Source organism: Microbacterium wangyouchuni (genome assembly GCF_054072595.1).
On sequence record NZ_JBSVRM010000005.1, the window covers coordinates 185,824 to 202,403 of the forward strand.

At 65.5% G+C, this 16,580-nt stretch carries 14 protein-coding genes; 9 read left to right on the forward strand and 5 right to left on the reverse strand.

Annotation, left to right across the window (positions count from 1 at the left end; translation table 11 throughout):
- Positions 1 to 75: 75 nt before the first annotated feature.
- Together ACW5CM_RS10480 and hrpA are read right to left on the reverse strand one after the other, a co-directional pair.
- Positions 76 to 903 (reverse strand): alpha/beta fold hydrolase, encoded by an 828-nt coding sequence (locus ACW5CM_RS10480; RefSeq protein WP_439255976.1) that lies wholly within the window; start codon positions 901 to 903, stop codon positions 76 to 78.
- Positions 904 to 933: 30 nt separating this feature from the next.
- Complete coding sequence (hrpA, locus tag ACW5CM_RS10485) at positions 934 to 4,977, reverse strand: ATP-dependent RNA helicase HrpA (protein WP_457124963.1); 4,044 nt, start codon at positions 4,975 to 4,977, stop codon at positions 934 to 936.
- A 114-nt stretch (positions 4,978 to 5,091) separates the two neighbouring features.
- On the opposite strand from hrpA, the gene ACW5CM_RS10490 reads away from it, so the two are divergent.
- The 5 genes from ACW5CM_RS10490 to ACW5CM_RS10510 all read left to right on the forward strand — a co-directional run bounded on the left by ACW5CM_RS10490 (position 5,092) and on the right by ACW5CM_RS10510 (position 9,422).
- The gene (locus ACW5CM_RS10490) at positions 5,092 to 5,754 is read left to right on the forward strand and encodes a hypothetical protein (RefSeq protein ID WP_457124964.1); all 663 of its coding nucleotides are present in this window, start codon (positions 5,092 to 5,094) and stop codon (positions 5,752 to 5,754) included.
- Positions 5,751 to 6,044, forward strand: a complete 294-nt coding sequence (locus ACW5CM_RS10495; RefSeq protein ID WP_457124965.1) for a transcriptional regulator — start codon at positions 5,751 to 5,753, stop codon at positions 6,042 to 6,044. The genes ACW5CM_RS10490 and ACW5CM_RS10495 overlap by 4 nt, the downstream gene beginning before the upstream one ends.
- Positions 6,045 to 6,102: 58 nt before the next feature.
- The gene (locus ACW5CM_RS10500; RefSeq protein WP_457124966.1) at positions 6,103 to 6,939 is read left to right on the forward strand and encodes an aldo/keto reductase; all 837 of its coding nucleotides are present in this window, start codon (positions 6,103 to 6,105) and stop codon (positions 6,937 to 6,939) included.
- Between the two features lie 76 nt (positions 6,940 to 7,015).
- Positions 7,016 to 7,585 carry an FMN reductase gene (gene msuE, locus ACW5CM_RS10505; RefSeq protein WP_439255981.1) on the forward strand — a complete coding sequence of 190 codons (570 nt, stop codon included), beginning with the start codon at positions 7,016 to 7,018 and terminating at the stop codon, positions 7,583 to 7,585.
- Between the two features lie 37 nt (positions 7,586 to 7,622).
- Positions 7,623 to 9,422 (forward strand): thioredoxin domain-containing protein, encoded by a 1,800-nt coding sequence (locus ACW5CM_RS10510; protein ID WP_457124967.1) that lies wholly within the window; start codon positions 7,623 to 7,625, stop codon positions 9,420 to 9,422.
- Between the two features lie 15 nt (positions 9,423 to 9,437).
- On the opposite strand, the gene ACW5CM_RS10515 is transcribed toward ACW5CM_RS10510, so the two are convergent.
- Entirely contained in the window at positions 9,438 to 10,031 is a 594-nt protein-coding gene (locus tag ACW5CM_RS10515; protein WP_457124968.1) for an HAD-IA family hydrolase, read from the reverse strand.
- A gap of 99 nt (positions 10,032 to 10,130) precedes the next feature.
- Between ACW5CM_RS10515 and ACW5CM_RS10520 the strand changes: the two genes are divergently transcribed.
- Positions 10,131 to 11,585: an HNH endonuclease signature motif containing protein gene (locus tag ACW5CM_RS10520; RefSeq protein ID WP_457124969.1), complete on the forward strand. Its 1,455-nt coding sequence runs from the start codon at positions 10,131 to 10,133 to the stop codon at positions 11,583 to 11,585.
- A 36-nt stretch (positions 11,586 to 11,621) separates the two neighbouring features.
- On the opposite strand, the gene ACW5CM_RS10525 is transcribed toward ACW5CM_RS10520, so the two are convergent.
- Positions 11,622 to 13,175 (reverse strand): dolichyl-phosphate-mannose--protein mannosyltransferase, encoded by a 1,554-nt coding sequence (locus tag ACW5CM_RS10525; RefSeq protein ID WP_457124970.1) that lies wholly within the window; start codon positions 13,173 to 13,175, stop codon positions 11,622 to 11,624.
- 36 nt (positions 13,176 to 13,211) lie between these two features.
- Between ACW5CM_RS10525 and rsmI the strand changes: the two genes are divergently transcribed.
- Entirely contained in the window at positions 13,212 to 14,033 is an 822-nt protein-coding gene (gene rsmI / locus ACW5CM_RS10530; RefSeq protein ID WP_457124971.1) for a 16S rRNA (cytidine(1402)-2'-O)-methyltransferase, read from the forward strand.
- On the opposite strand, the gene ACW5CM_RS10535 is transcribed toward rsmI, so the two are convergent.
- The gene (locus ACW5CM_RS10535; RefSeq protein ID WP_457124972.1) at positions 14,025 to 14,606 is read right to left on the reverse strand and encodes a hypothetical protein; all 582 of its coding nucleotides are present in this window, start codon (positions 14,604 to 14,606) and stop codon (positions 14,025 to 14,027) included. The two genes, rsmI and ACW5CM_RS10535, sit on opposite strands and share 9 nt — an antisense overlap.
- 107 nt (positions 14,607 to 14,713) lie before the next feature.
- Between ACW5CM_RS10535 and ACW5CM_RS10540 the strand changes: the two genes are divergently transcribed.
- Positions 14,714 to 15,916: a sensor histidine kinase gene (locus ACW5CM_RS10540; RefSeq protein ID WP_457124973.1), complete on the forward strand. Its 1,203-nt coding sequence runs from the start codon at positions 14,714 to 14,716 to the stop codon at positions 15,914 to 15,916.
- A complete protein-coding gene (locus ACW5CM_RS10545) occupies positions 15,909 to 16,553 on the forward strand; it encodes a response regulator (RefSeq protein ID WP_457124974.1) in 645 nt (214 codons plus the stop codon). The genes ACW5CM_RS10540 and ACW5CM_RS10545 overlap by 8 nt, the downstream gene beginning before the upstream one ends.
- Positions 16,554 to 16,580 lie beyond the last annotated feature (27 nt).

A 16,580-nucleotide genomic window follows, 5' to 3' on the forward strand; every position in this document is an offset into this window, starting at 1 on the left:
TCACCCGATCGCCCGGTTGGCGCTAATCGAGATGACGCCGTGTGACAGGCGCTCAGGCCTCGCGCAACACCTTTGTTATGCGCTGCGGCTGTGCGGTGTCGAGGCGACAAACTCGACGATGGCATCCAGCGTCGGCTGATGGCTTTCCAGATGCGGGAGATGAGCGACGCCGCGGAGCTCGATCAGTTGTGACTGCGGGATGGAAGCCGCGGCATGCCGCGCGTTCTCGCGGACGTGCTTCAGATCGAGGTCGCCGACGAGGAGGAGGGTCGGTACGGAGATCCGACCGAGTTCGGAGAAAGCATCGGGCGTGGCTGTGGGGTCTCCGGGATCAGCAGCAGCGAGCGCACGACCGTTCATCTCCAGGAAGCGTGTGCGCGCGGGCCCTGTGACGCGACCTTCGTGACCGGGCCCGTCCAGCCAGACGTGGGCCTCGAGCCGATTGATCTCATCGAGATCCCCACGCGAGTCGGCCGCATCGATCGCAAGATCAAGTTCGGCGACCACAGGCTCGAGTGCTGGTTCCGGAGCGCCGCTGATGGCGGGTGCGATCAGCACCAACGCTGAGACTCGCTCCGGATGCGCGAGCGCAAGATCGATCGCTGTGCGCCCGCCCATCGAGCAGCCCACGACGATCGCTCTGTTCACGTTCGAGGCATCCAGAACAGCGAGGGTATCGGTGACGGGCGACCACCCGTCGTCTGCGTCGTACGTGGTCTCGCCGTAGCCACGCGCGTCGTACCGGATGCTACGCACGCCCGCGCCGAGGTGCTCGACCAGATGATCCCAGGAACGCAGATCGGTGACGCCCGCATGGATCAGCAGTACCGCGGCGCCGTCAGTATTGCCGCTCGCTTCTGCGGACAACTGGGCAGCTCCTGACGGGACCGTTTGCCGATTCATCTCGCCAGGGTATCTCGCGCGACGTTTCGCTCAGCGTGCCGCGAGCACTTTCTGGATGCGCTGCGGCGAGACCGGCTGTGCGGTACCGAGCCGCTGTGCGAAGACGCTGATGCGGAACTCTTCCAGCAGCCAGCGCGCCTCCTCAAGCGCGGGGGCTGCATCTCGGGGGAGCGGCACCGTCCCCCCAGCATCCTCAAACGCCTTCGCCATACGTTCGTACTCGGTCATGCGGGTGCGATCCTTGCCCGGTTCGCTCTCGAGCGTCTTTAACCGGTCGAGCATGCCGTCAAGATAACGCGGGAAGTGCGCCAATCGCTCGGTGCCTGCCGCCGAGATGAATCCCGGATGCAACAGGCCACTGAGCTGCGTGCGGATATCGTTCAGCGGACCGAGCAGAGCAAGCGAGTTTTGCGACTTGATGCCGCGCTCGACCTCGCGCGACTTCGTGAGAATCTTCGCGACGAGGGAGACGGTCGTGAACAGCTGATCGACGTGCGTCGCGCTCACAGCATCCCGTGCGGCCACGAACTCCGACTCGGTGCGGATGATCGCATCCGATCGCAGCGCGGCGCGTACGACCGCGACTCTGGCATCTTCGATCAGAGCAGCGACCGACGAGTACGGCGATGCTGCCAGCGCGAGCTTCTCCTGCGAGGTGAGATGTCCCTGCACGTACGAGGCAGGAGAGGGAACGCTCAGCAGGATCAGGCGCACCACGCCGTCGCTGGTCGCGGCGTTTGCGGCATCCGCTGTCGACTCGACGCGGATCGACACGGTTTTACCCTGGTCAACGATCGCAGGATAGCCGCGGACGACACCGCCGGCGACCTTCGTGTCGAGCACCTCGGGGAGATCTCCGAAGGTCCACGAGGTGAGGCCGTCCTGCTCGATCGGCCCCCGTGCGGATGCTGCGGCAACAGCGTTTGCGTCGGGCCGGGGTCCTCGACGATTCTGCTCCGGCCGTGCGATCGACCGGGCGACACTCGCGCGGGCGCGATCTGACAGCTGCGACTGAAGGTCGCTGAGATCTCGTGCGGAACCTGCCACCCGGCCGCGTTCATCGACCGCACGGAAGTTCATCCGCAGGTGCCCGGGCACGCGCTCGTCGTCGAAGTCGGAGGCGTTCACCGGCTGATTCGCCAGTGGCTGGATCAGGCGGGCGAGTGCTTCTTTCATGGAGCGTTGCGGCCGTCCGCCGTGCCGCTCCGGCCCCTCTTCCGCAAGCACTTCGCCGAACTTGTCAGCCCAGTCCGCGGCCGGGACCACATGTCGGCGGATCGTCTTGGGCAGTGCTCGAAGAAGGGCCGTGACGAGTTCTGCACGCAGGCCCGGCACCTGCCAGTCAAAGCCGCGATCCTCGATCTGTGCCAGCAGCGCCAACGGCACGACGACGCTGACGCCGTCGTCCGCAGCACCGGGCTCGAAACGGTACGCGAGCCCGAGAACCTGATCGCCCTGCGTCCAGCGGGTCGGGAACTCATTCTGATCGGCGCGCTCATCGTCTTCGATCAGATCGCTCTCGCGCATGACCAGCAGCTTCGGGGTCTGTTGCAGCGATTCGCGCCACCACTTCTCGAACGAGCGCACGTCGAACACATCGGCGGGGACGCGCTCATCGTAGAAGCGGAACACCTCTTCATCGCCGGCGAGGATGTCGCGGCGGCGCTCGCGTTCCTCGAGCTTCTCGAGTCGCTTGCGCAATTCGTGGTTGCTGCGCCAGAACGCGCTGACGCGCTTGTCGAGTCGGCTCGGATCCCACTCTCCCTCGACCAGTGCATGACGCAGGAACATCTCTCGTGATGCGGCCCGGTCGACGCGGGCGAACTGAATGCGCCGACGCGGAACGATCTCGACGCCGAAGAGCGTGACCTTCTCGTAGGCGATGGCCGATCCGGCATCCTTGGACCAGTGCGGTTCCGAGATTGACCGCTTCGCGAGGTCACCGGCCAGAGACTCAGCCCACGCCGGGTCGATCGCGGCGACGGTGCGGGCGAAGGTTCGGGAGGTCTCGACGATCTCGGCGGCCATGACCGCCTGCGGCGCCTTCTTGCGCAGGCCCGAGCCTGGGAAGATCGAGAAGCGGATGCCGCGTGCTCCGCGATATTCGGCGATGCGACGCTTCGGATCTTTCTGGCTCTTCGCCTGCCCCTTGGGGGGTGTCTTGGTGTTGCGCTCATCGAGCGTTCCGATCTGAGACAGCAGCCCGGACAGCAGCGCGCGATGGATCGCGTCGGGGTCAGCCGCCGCATCCTCCTTCGATGACGTCCCCGTTTTCACGAGCGAGCGCAGCTGGCGGTGCACGTCGAACCACTCCCGCACGCGCACATAGTTCAGGTGCTCAGAACGGCACATCCGTCGAAAAGCGCTGGAGCCGAGCTCGCGCTGCTGCTCGCGCAGATGGTTCCACAGGTTCAGGATCGCGAGGAAGTCACTCGTCGGATCCGTGAATCGCGCGTGCATCTTGTCGGCGGAGTCGCGCACATTCTGCGGTGCATCCTGGGACGGCCGTTCGCGTACGTCTTGGATCGTGAGACCGGAGACGATCGCGAGGACAGCAGCGGTGACGTCGGCCCCTGAGCCCGCCGAAGGGGTCTGCGCCTCGAGCAACATTCGTGCGAAGCGGGGGTCGATCGGCATCCGCGAGATCTCACGGCCGATCTTCGTCAGCCGCGGGCTCTCAGGATTCGCTCCCTGAGCCTGTTGAAGGGTCACTGCACCGAGCTCGGTGAGCAGGTCGAAGGCCGCGCGGATTCCGCGGGAATCGGGCGGGGTGAGAAACGGGAAAGCCGTGATGTCGCCGAAGCCGAGTGACAGCATCTGCAGTACGACCGCAGCGAGGGATGTGCGCAGCACTTCGGGTTCGGTGAACTCCGGGCGCTTATCGAAGTCGTCTTCGCTGTAGAGGCGGATCGCGATGCCGTCGCTGGTTCGTCCCGCGCGTCCCGAGCGCTGGTTCGCCGACGCCTGCGAGATCGCTTCGATCGGCAGTCGCTGCACCTTCGAGCGGTTGCTGTAGCGGGAGACGCGTGCCGTTCCCGTGTCGATGACGTATTTGATGCCGGGGACGGTCAGGCTCGTCTCGGCGACGTTCGTAGCCAGAACGACGCGGCGCCGGACACCCGCAACGCGGCTTTTTTCGAAGACGCGGTGCTGCTCAGCGGCGGACAGGCGCCCGTACAGGGGGAGAACCTCCACCGGCGCCGATGCTGACGTGTACGCGGCGCGCACAGCATCCGCGGCATCCCGGATCTCGGCCTCGCCGGGCAGGAACACGAGCACGTCACCGGGCGCTTCACGATCGAGCTCGCGCAGCGCCGCAACGATCGCGGAGACCTCGTCCTCGGCTTCTCCGGCCGCTGTCGCCGCCGCTCCCGATGCATAACTCCTGAACTTCTTGCCAGAACGTGCTGAAGTCGGCCCGGGAGAGGCCCCGGCCGCGGTTTCTTCAGGAGTTGTGCTCGCGTCGGCCGGAGCTCGGTACCGAATCTCGACCGGATAGGTGCGGCCAGACACCTCGATGACAGGAGCCGGGATGCCGGCAGGGGACGCGAAATGCTTCGCGAAGCTCACCGGATCGATCGTCGCCGAGGTGATGATGACCTTGAGATCCGGGCGCTCCGGCAGGATGCGAGTGAGGTAGCCGAGCAGAAAGTCGACGTTGAGGGATCGCTCGTGGGCCTCATCGATGATGATCGTGTCGTATCGGCGCAGGAGCCGGTCCCGGTGGATCTCGTTGAGCAGGATCCCATCGGTCATCAGAGCGATCTTGGTTGTGGCCGACACTTTGTCGGTGAAGCGCACTTTGTATCCGACGCTGGTTCCCAGCTCCACCTGCAGCTCTTCCGCGATGCGCTCGGCGATCGTTCGTGCGGCGAGGCGACGCGGCTGCGTATGCGCGATGTTCTCTCGCCCGAGTTCGAGGCAGATCTTGGGCAGCTGCGTCGTCTTACCCGACCCGGTGGCTCCTGCCACGACCACGACCTGGTGATTGCGGATGGCATCAGCGATCTCATCCCGCGCGGCGCTGACGGGCAGTTCCGAGGGATAGGTGATGACGAAATCGGCAGTAGACATAGCCCTCCATCGTATGACGAGGCCGCCCTGATGTGCGCGCGGGCATTGACATGCAAAGTGGTTTGCAGTACAAAGTTAACCATGACCAGACAGACCCGAGAACGGAGTACGACCATGTCACTCGATGAAGAGCCTCTTGACCCGGCCGAGATGCTGGCGCTGATGAGGGATCAGCAGCGCAGCGTCGCAGGGCAAAAGGGTGCGTTCGTGCCGTTGATCCTGCTGTCGTGGGGCATCGCCTGGCTGTTCGGGTTCGGCGCGCTGTGGCTGATCGATGGCCGTGGTGCCGCGTTCTCGCTGCCGATTGGGGTGGCGATCGGCGCATTCGTCGTGCTTCTGGGCGGGGCAGGAGTCCTGTCGACCGTTCTGGGGATCCGTTCGGGCACGGGCCTGCGCGGCGGCAAGGACTCCGCCTTCGTCGGAATCATCTACGGACAGTCCTGGTGGGTCGGCTGCCTGGCGATCTTCGCGCTCGGCCAGGCGCTCGTGCTTCAGGGTATGCATTCGGATCTGCTGAGGGTCTTCTACCCGTCGGCGTACATCTTCTTCGTCGGCGTCATGTTCGTCTCGGCCGCGGCGATCTGGCGTGCTGTTCCGATGCTGATTCTGGGTGGCTGGTCGATCATCGTCAGTGCTGTGGCGCCGTTCGTCGGCTATCCCGGTCAGTACCTCGTCTACGCGCTGGCCGGCGGTGGGGGATTGCTGATCGTCGCGCTGTGGACGTGGATATGGATGCGGCGAGCACGCAGCCGCATGGCTCCGGGTGCGCGATCATGACCGAACTCGATCCGGTCATCCATGCGGCAGCGCGACTGCGGATCACGGCGGCACTTGCGACGCTGGCAGACGAGGAGAGCATCGCCTTTCCGCGTCTACAGGAGCTGCTGGACATGACGGCAGGCAACCTCTCCACGCATCTGCGCAAGCTTGAGGATGCTGATTACATCGCCGTGGAAAAAACCCACCAGGGGCGGACTCCGGTGACCTACATCGGGCTCACCCGCACCGGTCGACGCGCTTTCGAGGATTACACCGAGGCCCTTCATGCGGTGCTCGGACAACGATGATCGACATTCGGAGTCATCTCGGGCCGGTACCTGTCATCACAGGTCGTAGGCTGAACGCATGACGATTCCCACCATCACTCTCAATGACGGCTTCACGATTCCGCAGCTCGGCTACGGCGTCTTCCTGGTTCCGCAGGAGGAGACCGAGAAAGCTGTCAGCGAAGCGCTCGAGGTCGGCTACCGCCACATCGACACCGCCGCGATCTACGGCAACGAAGAGGGCGTCGGCGCCGCTATCGCAAAGAGCGGTATCGCCCGCGAAGAACTCTTCATCACCACGAAGCTGTGGAACGACCGCCACGATGGCGACGAGCCCGACAAAGCGATCGCCGAGAGCCTGGAGAAGCTCGGCATCGATCAGGTCGACCTGTACCTCGTGCACTGGCCGACGCCTGCGAAGGACAACTTCGTGCACGCATTCGCCAAGCTCGTCGAGCTGCGCGAGCAGGGCCTGACCCGCAGCATCGGCGTCTCGAACTTCCTCGTCCCGCACCTCGAGCGCGTGGTCAAGGAGACCGGCGTCACACCCGCGGTGAACCAGATTGAGCTGCACCCGGCGTACCAGCAGCGCGAGGTCGTCGCGTGGGCTGCTGACCACGGCATCCGCATCGAGGCCTGGGGTCCGCTCGGCCAGGGCAAGTACGACCTGTTCGGCACCCCCGCTGTCGCCGAAGCCGCCACCGCGCACGGCAAGAGCCCTGCGCAGGTCGTGCTGGGCTGGCACCTGCAGAAGGGGAACATCGTGTTCCCGAAGTCGGTGCGCATCGAGCGCCTGCGCGAGAACCTCGATGTGTTCGATTTCACACTGACGGATGCAGAGATCGCAGCGATCGACGCACTCGACCCGCTCGATGGATCCGGCCGCGTCGGCAGCCACCCGAACGAGTTCAACTGAGACGCATAATTGCGTTGGATGACGCCCTGTGTCGCTTCGTGCGCCACAGGGCGTCGTCGTCGCTAGCGTCGTCGCCATGACCACGCCATTCCGCATCGTCGCCGTCTCCGGCTCACTGCACGAGCCCAGCAAGACGACCGCGCTGCTGCGCGCTATCTCCGCAGCCATCGCCGAGCGCGCGGACTGCGAGGTGCTGCTGATCGAACTGACCACGGTCGGGCCGGCGCTGGCCGGAGCCCTGCGTCGCGATGATCTGCCGTTGCACATCGAGGAACAGTTGGTCGCGATTGAGCAGGCTGACCTGCTGATCGTAGGCAGTCCGGTGTACCGGGCATCCTTCACCGGCCTGTTCAAGCATCTGTTCGACTTCGTCGGGCAGTATGCGCTCGTCGGAACGCCCGTGCTGCTGGCGGCGACCGGCGGGGGAGAGCGGCACGCGCTGATGATCGAGCATCAACTGCGACCGCTGTTCTCGTTCTTCCAGGCGCTCACGCTGCCGCTGGGGGTGTATGCGAGCAACACTGATTTCGACGGGTATCGAGTCAACTCCGAGGTGTTGGCAGGGCGCATCGCGCTCGCCGCCGAACGAGCACTGCCGCTGGTCAGGTATGCCGCGTCACGGTCGGTGGAGTCGCTGGTCAGCTGAGCTGTTCGGCTCGCCGGCCGGGGCGTACCGTGAGGGCATGGTCAATCGCCTCGCCGACACGCTCAGCCCCTACCTGCGGGCGCACGCCGATAACCCCGTCGACTGGTTCGCCTGGGGTCCGGAAGCGTTCGCCGAGGCGCAGCGGCGGAATGTTCCGATACTCATCTCGATCGGCTACTCCACGTGTCACTGGTGCCATGTGATGGCTCGGGAATCGTTCTCCTCTCCCGAGATCGCAGGGCTCGTCAACCGGGACTTCGTGGCGGTGAAGGTCGACCGCGAGGAGCATCCGGATGTCGACGCGGCCTATATGGCCGCGGCATCTGCGTTCACGCAGAATCTGGGGTGGCCGCTGACTGTTTTCACGACGCCGCAGGGGCGCACGTTCTACGCGGGGACCTACTGGCCGCCAGAAGCGCGTGCGCAGATGCCCGGGTTTCGTGACGTGCTCGCCGCGGTGCACGAGGCATGGATGCTGCGCCGTGAGCAGGCGATCGAGTCGGCGGATGCCGTGGCAGAAGCACTGGCGCAGGCGGCGGTCGTTACTCCATCCGACCTGCCGTCGACGGTGGCGCTGGCCGTGGCTGCCGAGGCTATCGCCGCACGGGAAGACGCGATGTTCGGCGGTTTCGGCGGTGCACCGAAGTTTCCCGTGGCGACGACACTCGGGTTTCTCCAGCGGCCATTGCTTCGGCGTGAGACCCCGGATGCGGCAGCCTCGGCGGAACGTTCGTTGGCTGCGATGGCGGCATCCGATCTTCGCGACAGTCTCGAGGGCGGTTTCTTCCGGTACGCCACACAACGCGATTGGACTGTGCCGCACTACGAGCGAATGCTGACCGATAACGCCCAACTGCTGGATGTCGCCGTGCGCGCCGGCGACGACGCGACGGCTCGCGGGGTCGTCGCGTTCCTCCTTGACGTGCTGCGCCGGGATGGTGGGGCGTTCGGCGCTGCGCAGGACTCGGAGTCGTGGATCGAGGGGCAGCGCAGCGAAGGCGGTTATTATCGTGCCGCTTCTCGTGAAGGACTCGAGCCGCCAGCGGTGGATGGCAAGGTGATCACCGGATGGAACGGGCTCGCGATCGCAGCCCTCGCCCGAGCGGGCGCGGCGTTGGACGAGACTTCGTGGGCGGATGCTGCTGCGCAAGCCGCATCATTCGTATTGTCGGTGAACCGTTCGCCGGATGGTCGACTCGTGCGCGCCTCACTGGACGGGGTGGCATCGACGGCGGTGGCGACACTCGCCGATGTGGGCCTGTTCGCGGAGGGGCTGTTTGCGCTCGCGGTGGCGACCGGAGAAGTGCGGTGGGCGTTGGCGGCGCGCGAGCTGCTGGATGACGTGCTCGACGGTGGCGTGGACGGCGACCCCGTGCTCGCAGCGCAGAATGTGGCGGCGGCACCGGACCAGACGGACGGGGATCTGCCGTCCGGAACAGCAGCGGTCGCGGGTGCCTCGCTGGCGGCCTGGCGACTGGGCGCGGGTGAGAAGTACCGGGCAGCCGCCGAAGAACAGGTACGAGCACAGGTGGCATCCGCTCTGCAGAACCCCTTCGCGCACGGCTCGCTGCTGGGAATCGCCGCAGCACTCATCGACCTGCCCCGTCAAGTGGTCGCAGTGACGGAGGCTCGCGCGGGTGCGCTCGCCGCGGCATCCCGTCGCCTCGACGCGGACGTGATCGCCATCGTGACGCCCGCGCAGGCAGGCGCTTTCGCGGATGCCGGGTTCGAGCTGTTCGCGGGGAAGGACGCGGCCGTAGAGCTCGCGTACGACTGCCGGGCGTTCGTCTGCCGGTTACCCACCGCGGATGCTGGCGAGCTGCTGCTCGAGCGCTGAGGAGCGCTGAGCGCTTCAGCCCACGGCAATGCCGTGGGCGCGGAGCGCGCCTCGCAGCTCTGCGATTCCGACGAAATGGTGGGTGCGGATGCCGAGGGTTTCTGCCCCGGTGAGTTTTGCGGGCGAGTCGTCGGTGAAGAAGACCTGACCGGCGGTGAGCCCGAGTACGTCGAGAACGTGTTGGAATGCGCGTTGGTCAGGTTTCGCGTGGCCGATGGTGGCGGAATTGAAGATCGGGTCGAAGTGCGCGGTGAGCCCGGCCGCCACCATCTCTTCGGGGATCGTGTCGGTGCCGTTCGTGAGGATTGCGGTGGTGAGCCCGAGGTGCGCGAGTTCGTTCGCGAGCGTCACGACGGCCTGGTCCACGGTGGCGCGCTGGCGGCCCCACTCTTCGGCGGCGGCCTCATTAGCGACGTCGACGGCAATCTGCCCGATCCATTCCTGGCGACTGATTCTGCCCGTCGTGACCTGATCGAGGGCTGCGGTCGAGAATGCTGCGCGGGTGAGCGCGCCGGGGTCGACCCCGGCGCGCTGTTCGATGTCGGCGACAGCGGCTGAATCGAAGTGTCGAACAACCCCGTCGAGGTCGAAGAGGACGGCGCGGATCATGGTCGCCATTCTGCCCGCAAAAACTCGGTTCAACTCGTGGTTGAGGGTTTGCGGCGAATCTTTGTTCGAATGTCGGTGGTGGTCGATTAAATGGAAGGTATGAACAGCGTTGTCGCCCAGATCGAGAGTCTCGACGAGACTCTCGCCAGCGCGGTGCGCGAAATGTTCGCAACCGAGACGATTCCCGATCTTGCGGGCGAAGACATCGCGGCGCTTCTGGTGGCGACCGGAAAGCTGCAGCGACGGCTCGAGGGACTACAGGTAGAGGCAGCAGTGCAGGTGAGCGAACGCTCCCAGGGTATTCGCGATGAGCGACTCACCACGGCGTACGGCTGCGCGCGTCCGACCGAGATGGTGCGGATGCTGACGCTCAGCGATTCACGTTCCGCTAACAAGCGGATGAAGGCAGCCGGCTTCGTGCAGCGAGTACGCGGCATCACCGATGGGGCTTTTCTTCCGCCGCGTTACCCGATGCTGCGGGACGCGATGATTTCGGGCGACCTGGGTCTGGAGGGCTTCCTCGCTGCGATCGAACCGCTCGAGGCCGCTGGCGCGCGGATCACCGCCAGCGCGCGAATCGAGGCCGACCGCCAGCTGGGGGCATTCGCTCGGGGGATCTACAGCGATCTTGATTCCGGTTCGGATGCTGTGCAGGGCCCCTTGCCGACCCCCGAAGAACTCAGAGCGCTCGCGACGGTGCTCGTTGCCTACCTTGACCCCGATGGTGCCGAACCCTCCGACGACGTGGCACAGCGCGAGCGCAGCTTCACCATCGGGCGGGTTCGCAACGGCACCGCTCGCGTGGCCGGCAACCTGCTGCCCGAGGTCGCCGCTCAACTGAAACTGCTGATGGACAGCTCGTTGAATCCTCAGGTTGACGGCCCGCAAGATCTGGGCGTGCACTTTGTTCCCTCTGAAGACGAAGCGCTCGGTGATGACGGCTCATGCCCCGACACGACCTATGTCGACACGCGCACTCGCACGCAGAAGCAGCACGATGCCTTCGCGAGCATGGTGAATGTTGCTGCTCGGGCCGGAGACGTCTCCGATCTCGGTGGAGCCGCGCCAACACTCATCGTCACAGCGAACGCCGAAGACTACGCCACCGGAACCGGATGGGGAACGGTCGTCAACACCGGAGACCTCGTGCCGATGAGCGTCGCCGCCCAGACCGCGTGCGCTGGCGGTATTCAGCGGGTCCTCTTCGATGAGAATGGCCGCATCGTGTCGCTGGGAACCTCCGCCCGGATCTTCAACGCCCTGCAGCGTCGGGCGATCGTGATTCGCGATGGCGGATGCGTGGTTCCGGGATGCATGATCCCGGCGACCTGGTGCGAAGTGCACCACGTTCAGGAACACGCGGCCGGCGGCCCGACCCACACCGATAACGGGGTACTGCTGTGCTGGTTCCACCATCGCACGCTGCATCTTTCGCATTGGCAGGTTCGAATGCGAGACGGGCTGCCTGAGATTCGGGGTCCGGCATGGTGGGATCGCGAAAGGCGCTGGTGGCCGGCCAGAAAAAGTCGGCCGAAAGCGCGGCAACCCGTCTGACCGCTGACCAGTGACCAGTGACGCTGACCAGCCGGGTCAGATCCAGGTGGGGATCCAGTTGTGGATCAACCAGAAGTCGTATGGCACGTTCATTCCCGTCCACACCGGATAGAAGAACGCCGAGACGAGCACCGCGGCAACGAGGAAGACGATGACGGTGCGCTCGCCGGCCTGGCGGCGATGCAATCGGTCATCTCGACCTCCAGCGATTTCGCGCAGTGCGAGCACCAGCGCAAGCACGAGGAACGGCATCATCACCACGGTGTAGAACTGGAAAATCGTCCGGGTCGGATACAGCAGCCACGGCAGATACGTGACGGCCAGCCCCACCAGCGGCATCGCGAATGTCCACGGCGCCGGTTCGCGCACGATGAGACCGCGCACGATCCGGTACAGCAGGAACACCGCCGCCGCGACGCCGGCCCACCAGATCAGTGGATTGGGGAGAGTTGAAACGACCGAGATGCAATGGTCCGTGCCACAGGACTGGTCATCTCCTACCCACACCGCTGTCGGCCGAATCAGGAATGGCCACTGCCAAGCAGCGCTGGCATAGGGATGCCCGGTGCTGAGCCCGACGTGGAATCCATAGATCGACTGGTGATAGTTCCACAGGGCGACCAGTGGGTTGTCTGAACTGCTCCGGTCGTAGCCCCCTGCCGTCACGAGCCACCCGGACCAGGTGATCAGATACGTGACCAGAGCCGCCGGCACCAGCAACAGGAACGAGACCGGACCCTGCCGGCCAACGGCATCCATCGGCCAGAAGACGATCCCCGCGCGGCGGCGAGCGAGCGCATCGGAGATCACGAGATACAGCCCGAAGCCGGCCAGAGCGTACAGGCCCGACCACTTCACCGCCGACGCAGCGCCGAGCGCCACACCGGCAGCCACCACCCAGGGACGGCGCCAGAGAATCCGGCCCCACAGGCGCTCGCGGTCATCGCGGTGATCGGATGGCAGCTCAGGGGGAATGCTTCGCCTGCGGTCGTAGAGGATGAACAAGAAGCCCAGCAGGATGAAGAACGTCAGCGGACCGTCGAGCAGTGCGATGCGACTCATCACGATGCTGAGGCCATCGATCGCGAGCAGGAGGCCGGCGACGCTCGCAACGACGATCGACCGGGTCAGTTCTTTGGCAACCAGGTACACGAGCAACACGGTCAGGGTGCCGATCACTGCGGTACTCAGGCGCCATGCCGCGCTGTTTCCCGCTCCGAACAGCCCCATTCCCAGGGCGATGAGCCATTTGCCCAGAGGTGGGTGCACGACATAGCTGCCGGTCTCGCTGAGGGTCCCCGTGTCTCCGGTGACGAACGACTCGTTCGCGCCGTCACCCCACGTGCCTTCGTAACCGAGGGCCCACAACGACCAAGCATCCTTGGCGTAGTACGTCTCGTCGAATGCCAGAGCGTAGGGATGCGCCAGGTTCGATAGGCGCAGCGCTGCGGCCAGTGCCGTGATCACCAGCGGGGCGAGCCAACGGATGACGCGGTTCCACTCCGGATCGAGCAGGAGACGATCACGCACCCGGCCCCATCGCGTCAGGCGCTCGCTCGATGCTGGAGGCAGGGGCACAGGCGCGGTCACGGGATAAGCCTAAGTCGTCGCACATAGGCTGAACGTGTGATCATCCTTGCTGCGACACCGATCGGCAACCTCGGAGACGCTTCCCGTCGACTCATCGAGGTGCTCGAGAACGCCGAGATCGTCGCGGCCGAAGATACTCGCACCACCCAGCGGCTGCTGCGGGCGCTCGAGATCGAGAACCGTCCGCGGCTGATAGCCCTGCACGATCACAACGAGAAGCACAAGGCCGCCGAACTGGTCGCGCTCGCAGCGGAGCAGGACATCGTCGTCGTCAGCGATGCCGGGATGCCCGCGGTCAGCGATCCCGGTTACGCTCTGGTGGCCGAAGCCGTCGCGCAGGGGGTCACCGTCACCGCGATCCCCGGACCCAGCGCTGTTCTCATGGCTCTGGCGATCTCTGGCCTGCCGACTGATCGCTTCACATTCGAAGGGTTCCTGCCGCGAAAGTCGGGGGAGCGACGCTCGACGCTGCGTGCTCTTGCCGCTGAACCTCGCACCATGGTCTTCTTCGAATCTCCCGCACGCCTTGCCTCAGCGCTCGCCGACATGGGGGAGGCCTTCGGAGAGGATCGCCGCATCGCCGTCTGCCGTGAACTGACGAAGTTCTACGAAGAGGTTCGGCGCGGCACGGCCCCTGAGCTGGTCAAGTGGGCCGAAGCCGGAGTCAAGGGTGAGATCGTCGTCGTCGTTGAGGGTGGGGCACGAGTCGAGACTTCGGCGGAGGATGCTGTCGCCCAGGTGCAGCAGCTCGTGGCCTCCGGCATCCGATTGAAAGACGCCTGCGCAGAAGTCGCCGCGGCGACGGGCCTGTCTTCGCGCGACCTCTACCAGCAGGCGCTCGCCGCGCGCTCACAATGACCGCTCCGATGCAGTCTCGTCCTCCTGGCCCGCGGGCTGCACGAGGGAAGCGACGCTGACCCAGACCGGCCAGCCGATGAACCACACACCCGTCACGAGCCACACCCGCCAGATCCAACTGGTGAGTTCAGCGGTGCGTGTGGGGTCTGCGACAATCCACGAGATGCCGCCGAGTACAACGGTGGCGATCACCGCGCACAGCACCATTCGGCCCCAGTCCTTCCACTCGTGCAGGACTCGGGCGCGGCCGCGCGCTGGCACTTTCGTCGGTGCTGGACCATTCGCGAAACGGTGCGCGAACCAGACGTCGACGCTGTGAATGACGCGATGCCCGAACGCGACGGTGAAGCCGAGGTAGACGGCGCCGAGACCATGTGTAAAGTCGGCGGTAGCGCCGGCGACAGTGAGATCCCATGCGATGAGGCTCAGCAGGGCGATGTCGAGCAGCGGCACGCAGAGCAGCAACAGCGTGGATAGTCGTTTCATCCGTAACAGATAGCGGGCGGCGAGGCCGCCGAACAGCACGACCCAGAAGCCGATCTCACAGGCGAGGATGGCGGCGAAGATGTTCATGCTTCCACGCTGATCGAAATGTCGCGGGCACGGATCCTGCGACCGGCCGGGATCGTCTCCTTCGTTCGAAGGAGGTCGGAGGCCTGAAGATCGGGCAGGATGAACATATGCTGTGGTCGCGCCTTGCCTGGGGCATTCATCAGGTGAATGCCCGGCCTCGTACCCGCGACACGATTGTCGCCGTCGCGTACCTGGTGCTGGGTCTCCTGCTGCTGCAGTTCGGCGGGTACGGTATCTGGGCGGCTCTTCTCTCTTTCCCGGCGATGGGGCCGTGGAGCACAGGGAGTGGCTTTCTGCTGCTGTTGATCCTCATGTCGGCGCTGGCGGTCCTGCGCTCATCCCGCCCGTTCCTCGTCCTGGTGCTCGGCACGCCACTCGCTGCGTTCGACTTCTTCCTCGGCGGCAGTCTCGGGGTCGTGCTGCTGTTCGCCGATTTCGTCTACTGCGCCTTCCGCTACGGCGGCGATCGTGGCGTGCGGACCCTGCTGGTGACCATCGTCGGGACGATCGCGGCGACGGCGCTGACCCTCCTGTTCTGGCCCGGGGTCTCGGTGCAGGTCGTCACGGTCGTCCTCCAGTGGGCGCTCATTGTGCTGATCGGTGCGCTGTGGGGCTGGAACGTGCGCAGCGAACGACAACGCACCCGCACGGTGATGAGCGCGGAGCATCGGCAGGCCACGCAGCAGCTGCGGCAGAAGATCGCCCACGATCTGCACGACCTCGTCGCCAACCAGATCGCCGTCGCAGGGCTCAATATCGAAGCTGCGCGGCTGCGGTTGGGACAGATGACCGAGATATCTGCTGAGGCGGAGGAGAGCCTCACACAGGCAGCCCACGGCACCGACGAGGCGCACCGCCAGCTGCGTCGCCTCATCGCCGTGCTCACCACGGTCGATGACCTCGCCGACGAGACCGCGCCGCTCAGCATCCAGCACATCGACGACCTTGTGCCTATCGGCCGCACTCTCGTGCGCGAAGGCGCCGACCTCGACGTCGCGCTGACCGCATCGCCGCGATCAGCCGGAGTTGCGATGCGCGCCATCCACGAACTCGTAGTGAACGCCGTCAAACACGGCGAGGGCGACATCGTGCTGCGCACGCGAGCGGGAGAGTCCGGACCGGTCACTGTGCAGATCGAGAACCGCATCGCCTCGCCGGGTGCATCCCGCACCGCCATCGCCGGATCCGGCATCGGCATCTCGGGTGCGACCCTGCTGCTGGGCGGCATCGGTGCGAGTGTCGAATCCGCGCCGACGGGGGACGGATGCTGGAGGGCGGGCCTTGCCCTGAAGGAGGAGCAATATGGCTGACGGCATCCGCGTTGTCATCGTCGACGACCATGAAGCAGTCCGCAGGGGTGTCGCGGCCATCTTGCAGGTGGACCCGGGTATCGAGATCGTCGGTGAGGCAGAGAACGGCTTCGATGCCGTCGATCTGTGCCTGCGCGAGCAACCCGACGTCGCACTCGTGGACCTGCGGATGCCGGGGACCGACGGTATCTGGGCGACGGAGCGGATCACCGCCGCGACCCGAACACGAGTGCTGATGCTCACCACCTTTGATTCCGACGACCTCATCGCCGCTGCGCTGGCAGCCGGCGCGCACGGCTATTTGCTGAAGACGACCCGCGGCGCGGAGCTGATCCAGTCCGTGCACCATGTCGCCGCGGACCGTCATGTCATCGATCCTGCGATCGCGGGCGGACTCATCGCGCAGCTGAATCGGCGGAGCGACCAGCAGCCGACGCCCGCAGCACCGCTTCCCGATCTCACCCCGCGCGAGAGCGAGGTGCTCGCTCTGGTCTCCGTTGGTCTCACGAATCAGCAGATCGCCGACCGCCTGCACATCGGTATCACCACGGTCAAGACGCATGTCGGCGCGCTCTACGACAAGACCGGGGCATCCACCCGTGTGCTGCTGGGGCAGCTCGGCCGCCATACGACGTAACCACCCAGTCGATCCGGCCTAGAATCG

Bases quoted from the DNA above. Each gene is read 5' to 3' on its own strand.
- hrpA (WP_457124963.1), bottom strand. From the start codon at position 4,977: ATGTCTACTGCCGATTTCGTCATCACCTATCCCTCGGAACTGCCCGTC.
- ACW5CM_RS10500 (WP_457124966.1), top strand. From the start codon at position 6,103: ATGACGATTCCCACCATCACTCTCAATGACGGCTTCACGATTCCGCAG.
- ACW5CM_RS10545 (WP_457124974.1), top strand. From the start codon at position 15,909: ATGGCTGACGGCATCCGCGTTGTCATCGTCGACGACCATGAAGCAGTC.
- ACW5CM_RS10510 (WP_457124967.1), top strand. From the start codon at position 7,623: ATGGTCAATCGCCTCGCCGACACGCTCAGCCCCTACCTGCGGGCGCAC.
- msuE (WP_439255981.1), top strand. From the start codon at position 7,016: ATGACCACGCCATTCCGCATCGTCGCCGTCTCCGGCTCACTGCACGAG.
- ACW5CM_RS10535 (WP_457124972.1), bottom strand. From the start codon at position 14,606: ATGAACATCTTCGCCGCCATCCTCGCCTGTGAGATCGGCTTCTGGGTC.
- ACW5CM_RS10480 (WP_439255976.1), bottom strand. From the start codon at position 903: ATGAATCGGCAAACGGTCCCGTCAGGAGCTGCCCAGTTGTCCGCAGAA.
- ACW5CM_RS10495 (WP_457124965.1), top strand. From the start codon at position 5,751: ATGACCGAACTCGATCCGGTCATCCATGCGGCAGCGCGACTGCGGATC.
- ACW5CM_RS10520 (WP_457124969.1), top strand. From the start codon at position 10,131: ATGAACAGCGTTGTCGCCCAGATCGAGAGTCTCGACGAGACTCTCGCC.
- ACW5CM_RS10490 (WP_457124964.1), top strand. From the start codon at position 5,092: ATGTCACTCGATGAAGAGCCTCTTGACCCGGCCGAGATGCTGGCGCTG.
- ACW5CM_RS10515 (WP_457124968.1), bottom strand. From the start codon at position 10,031: ATGATCCGCGCCGTCCTCTTCGACCTCGACGGGGTTGTTCGACACTTC.
- ACW5CM_RS10540 (WP_457124973.1), top strand. From the start codon at position 14,714: ATGCTGTGGTCGCGCCTTGCCTGGGGCATTCATCAGGTGAATGCCCGG.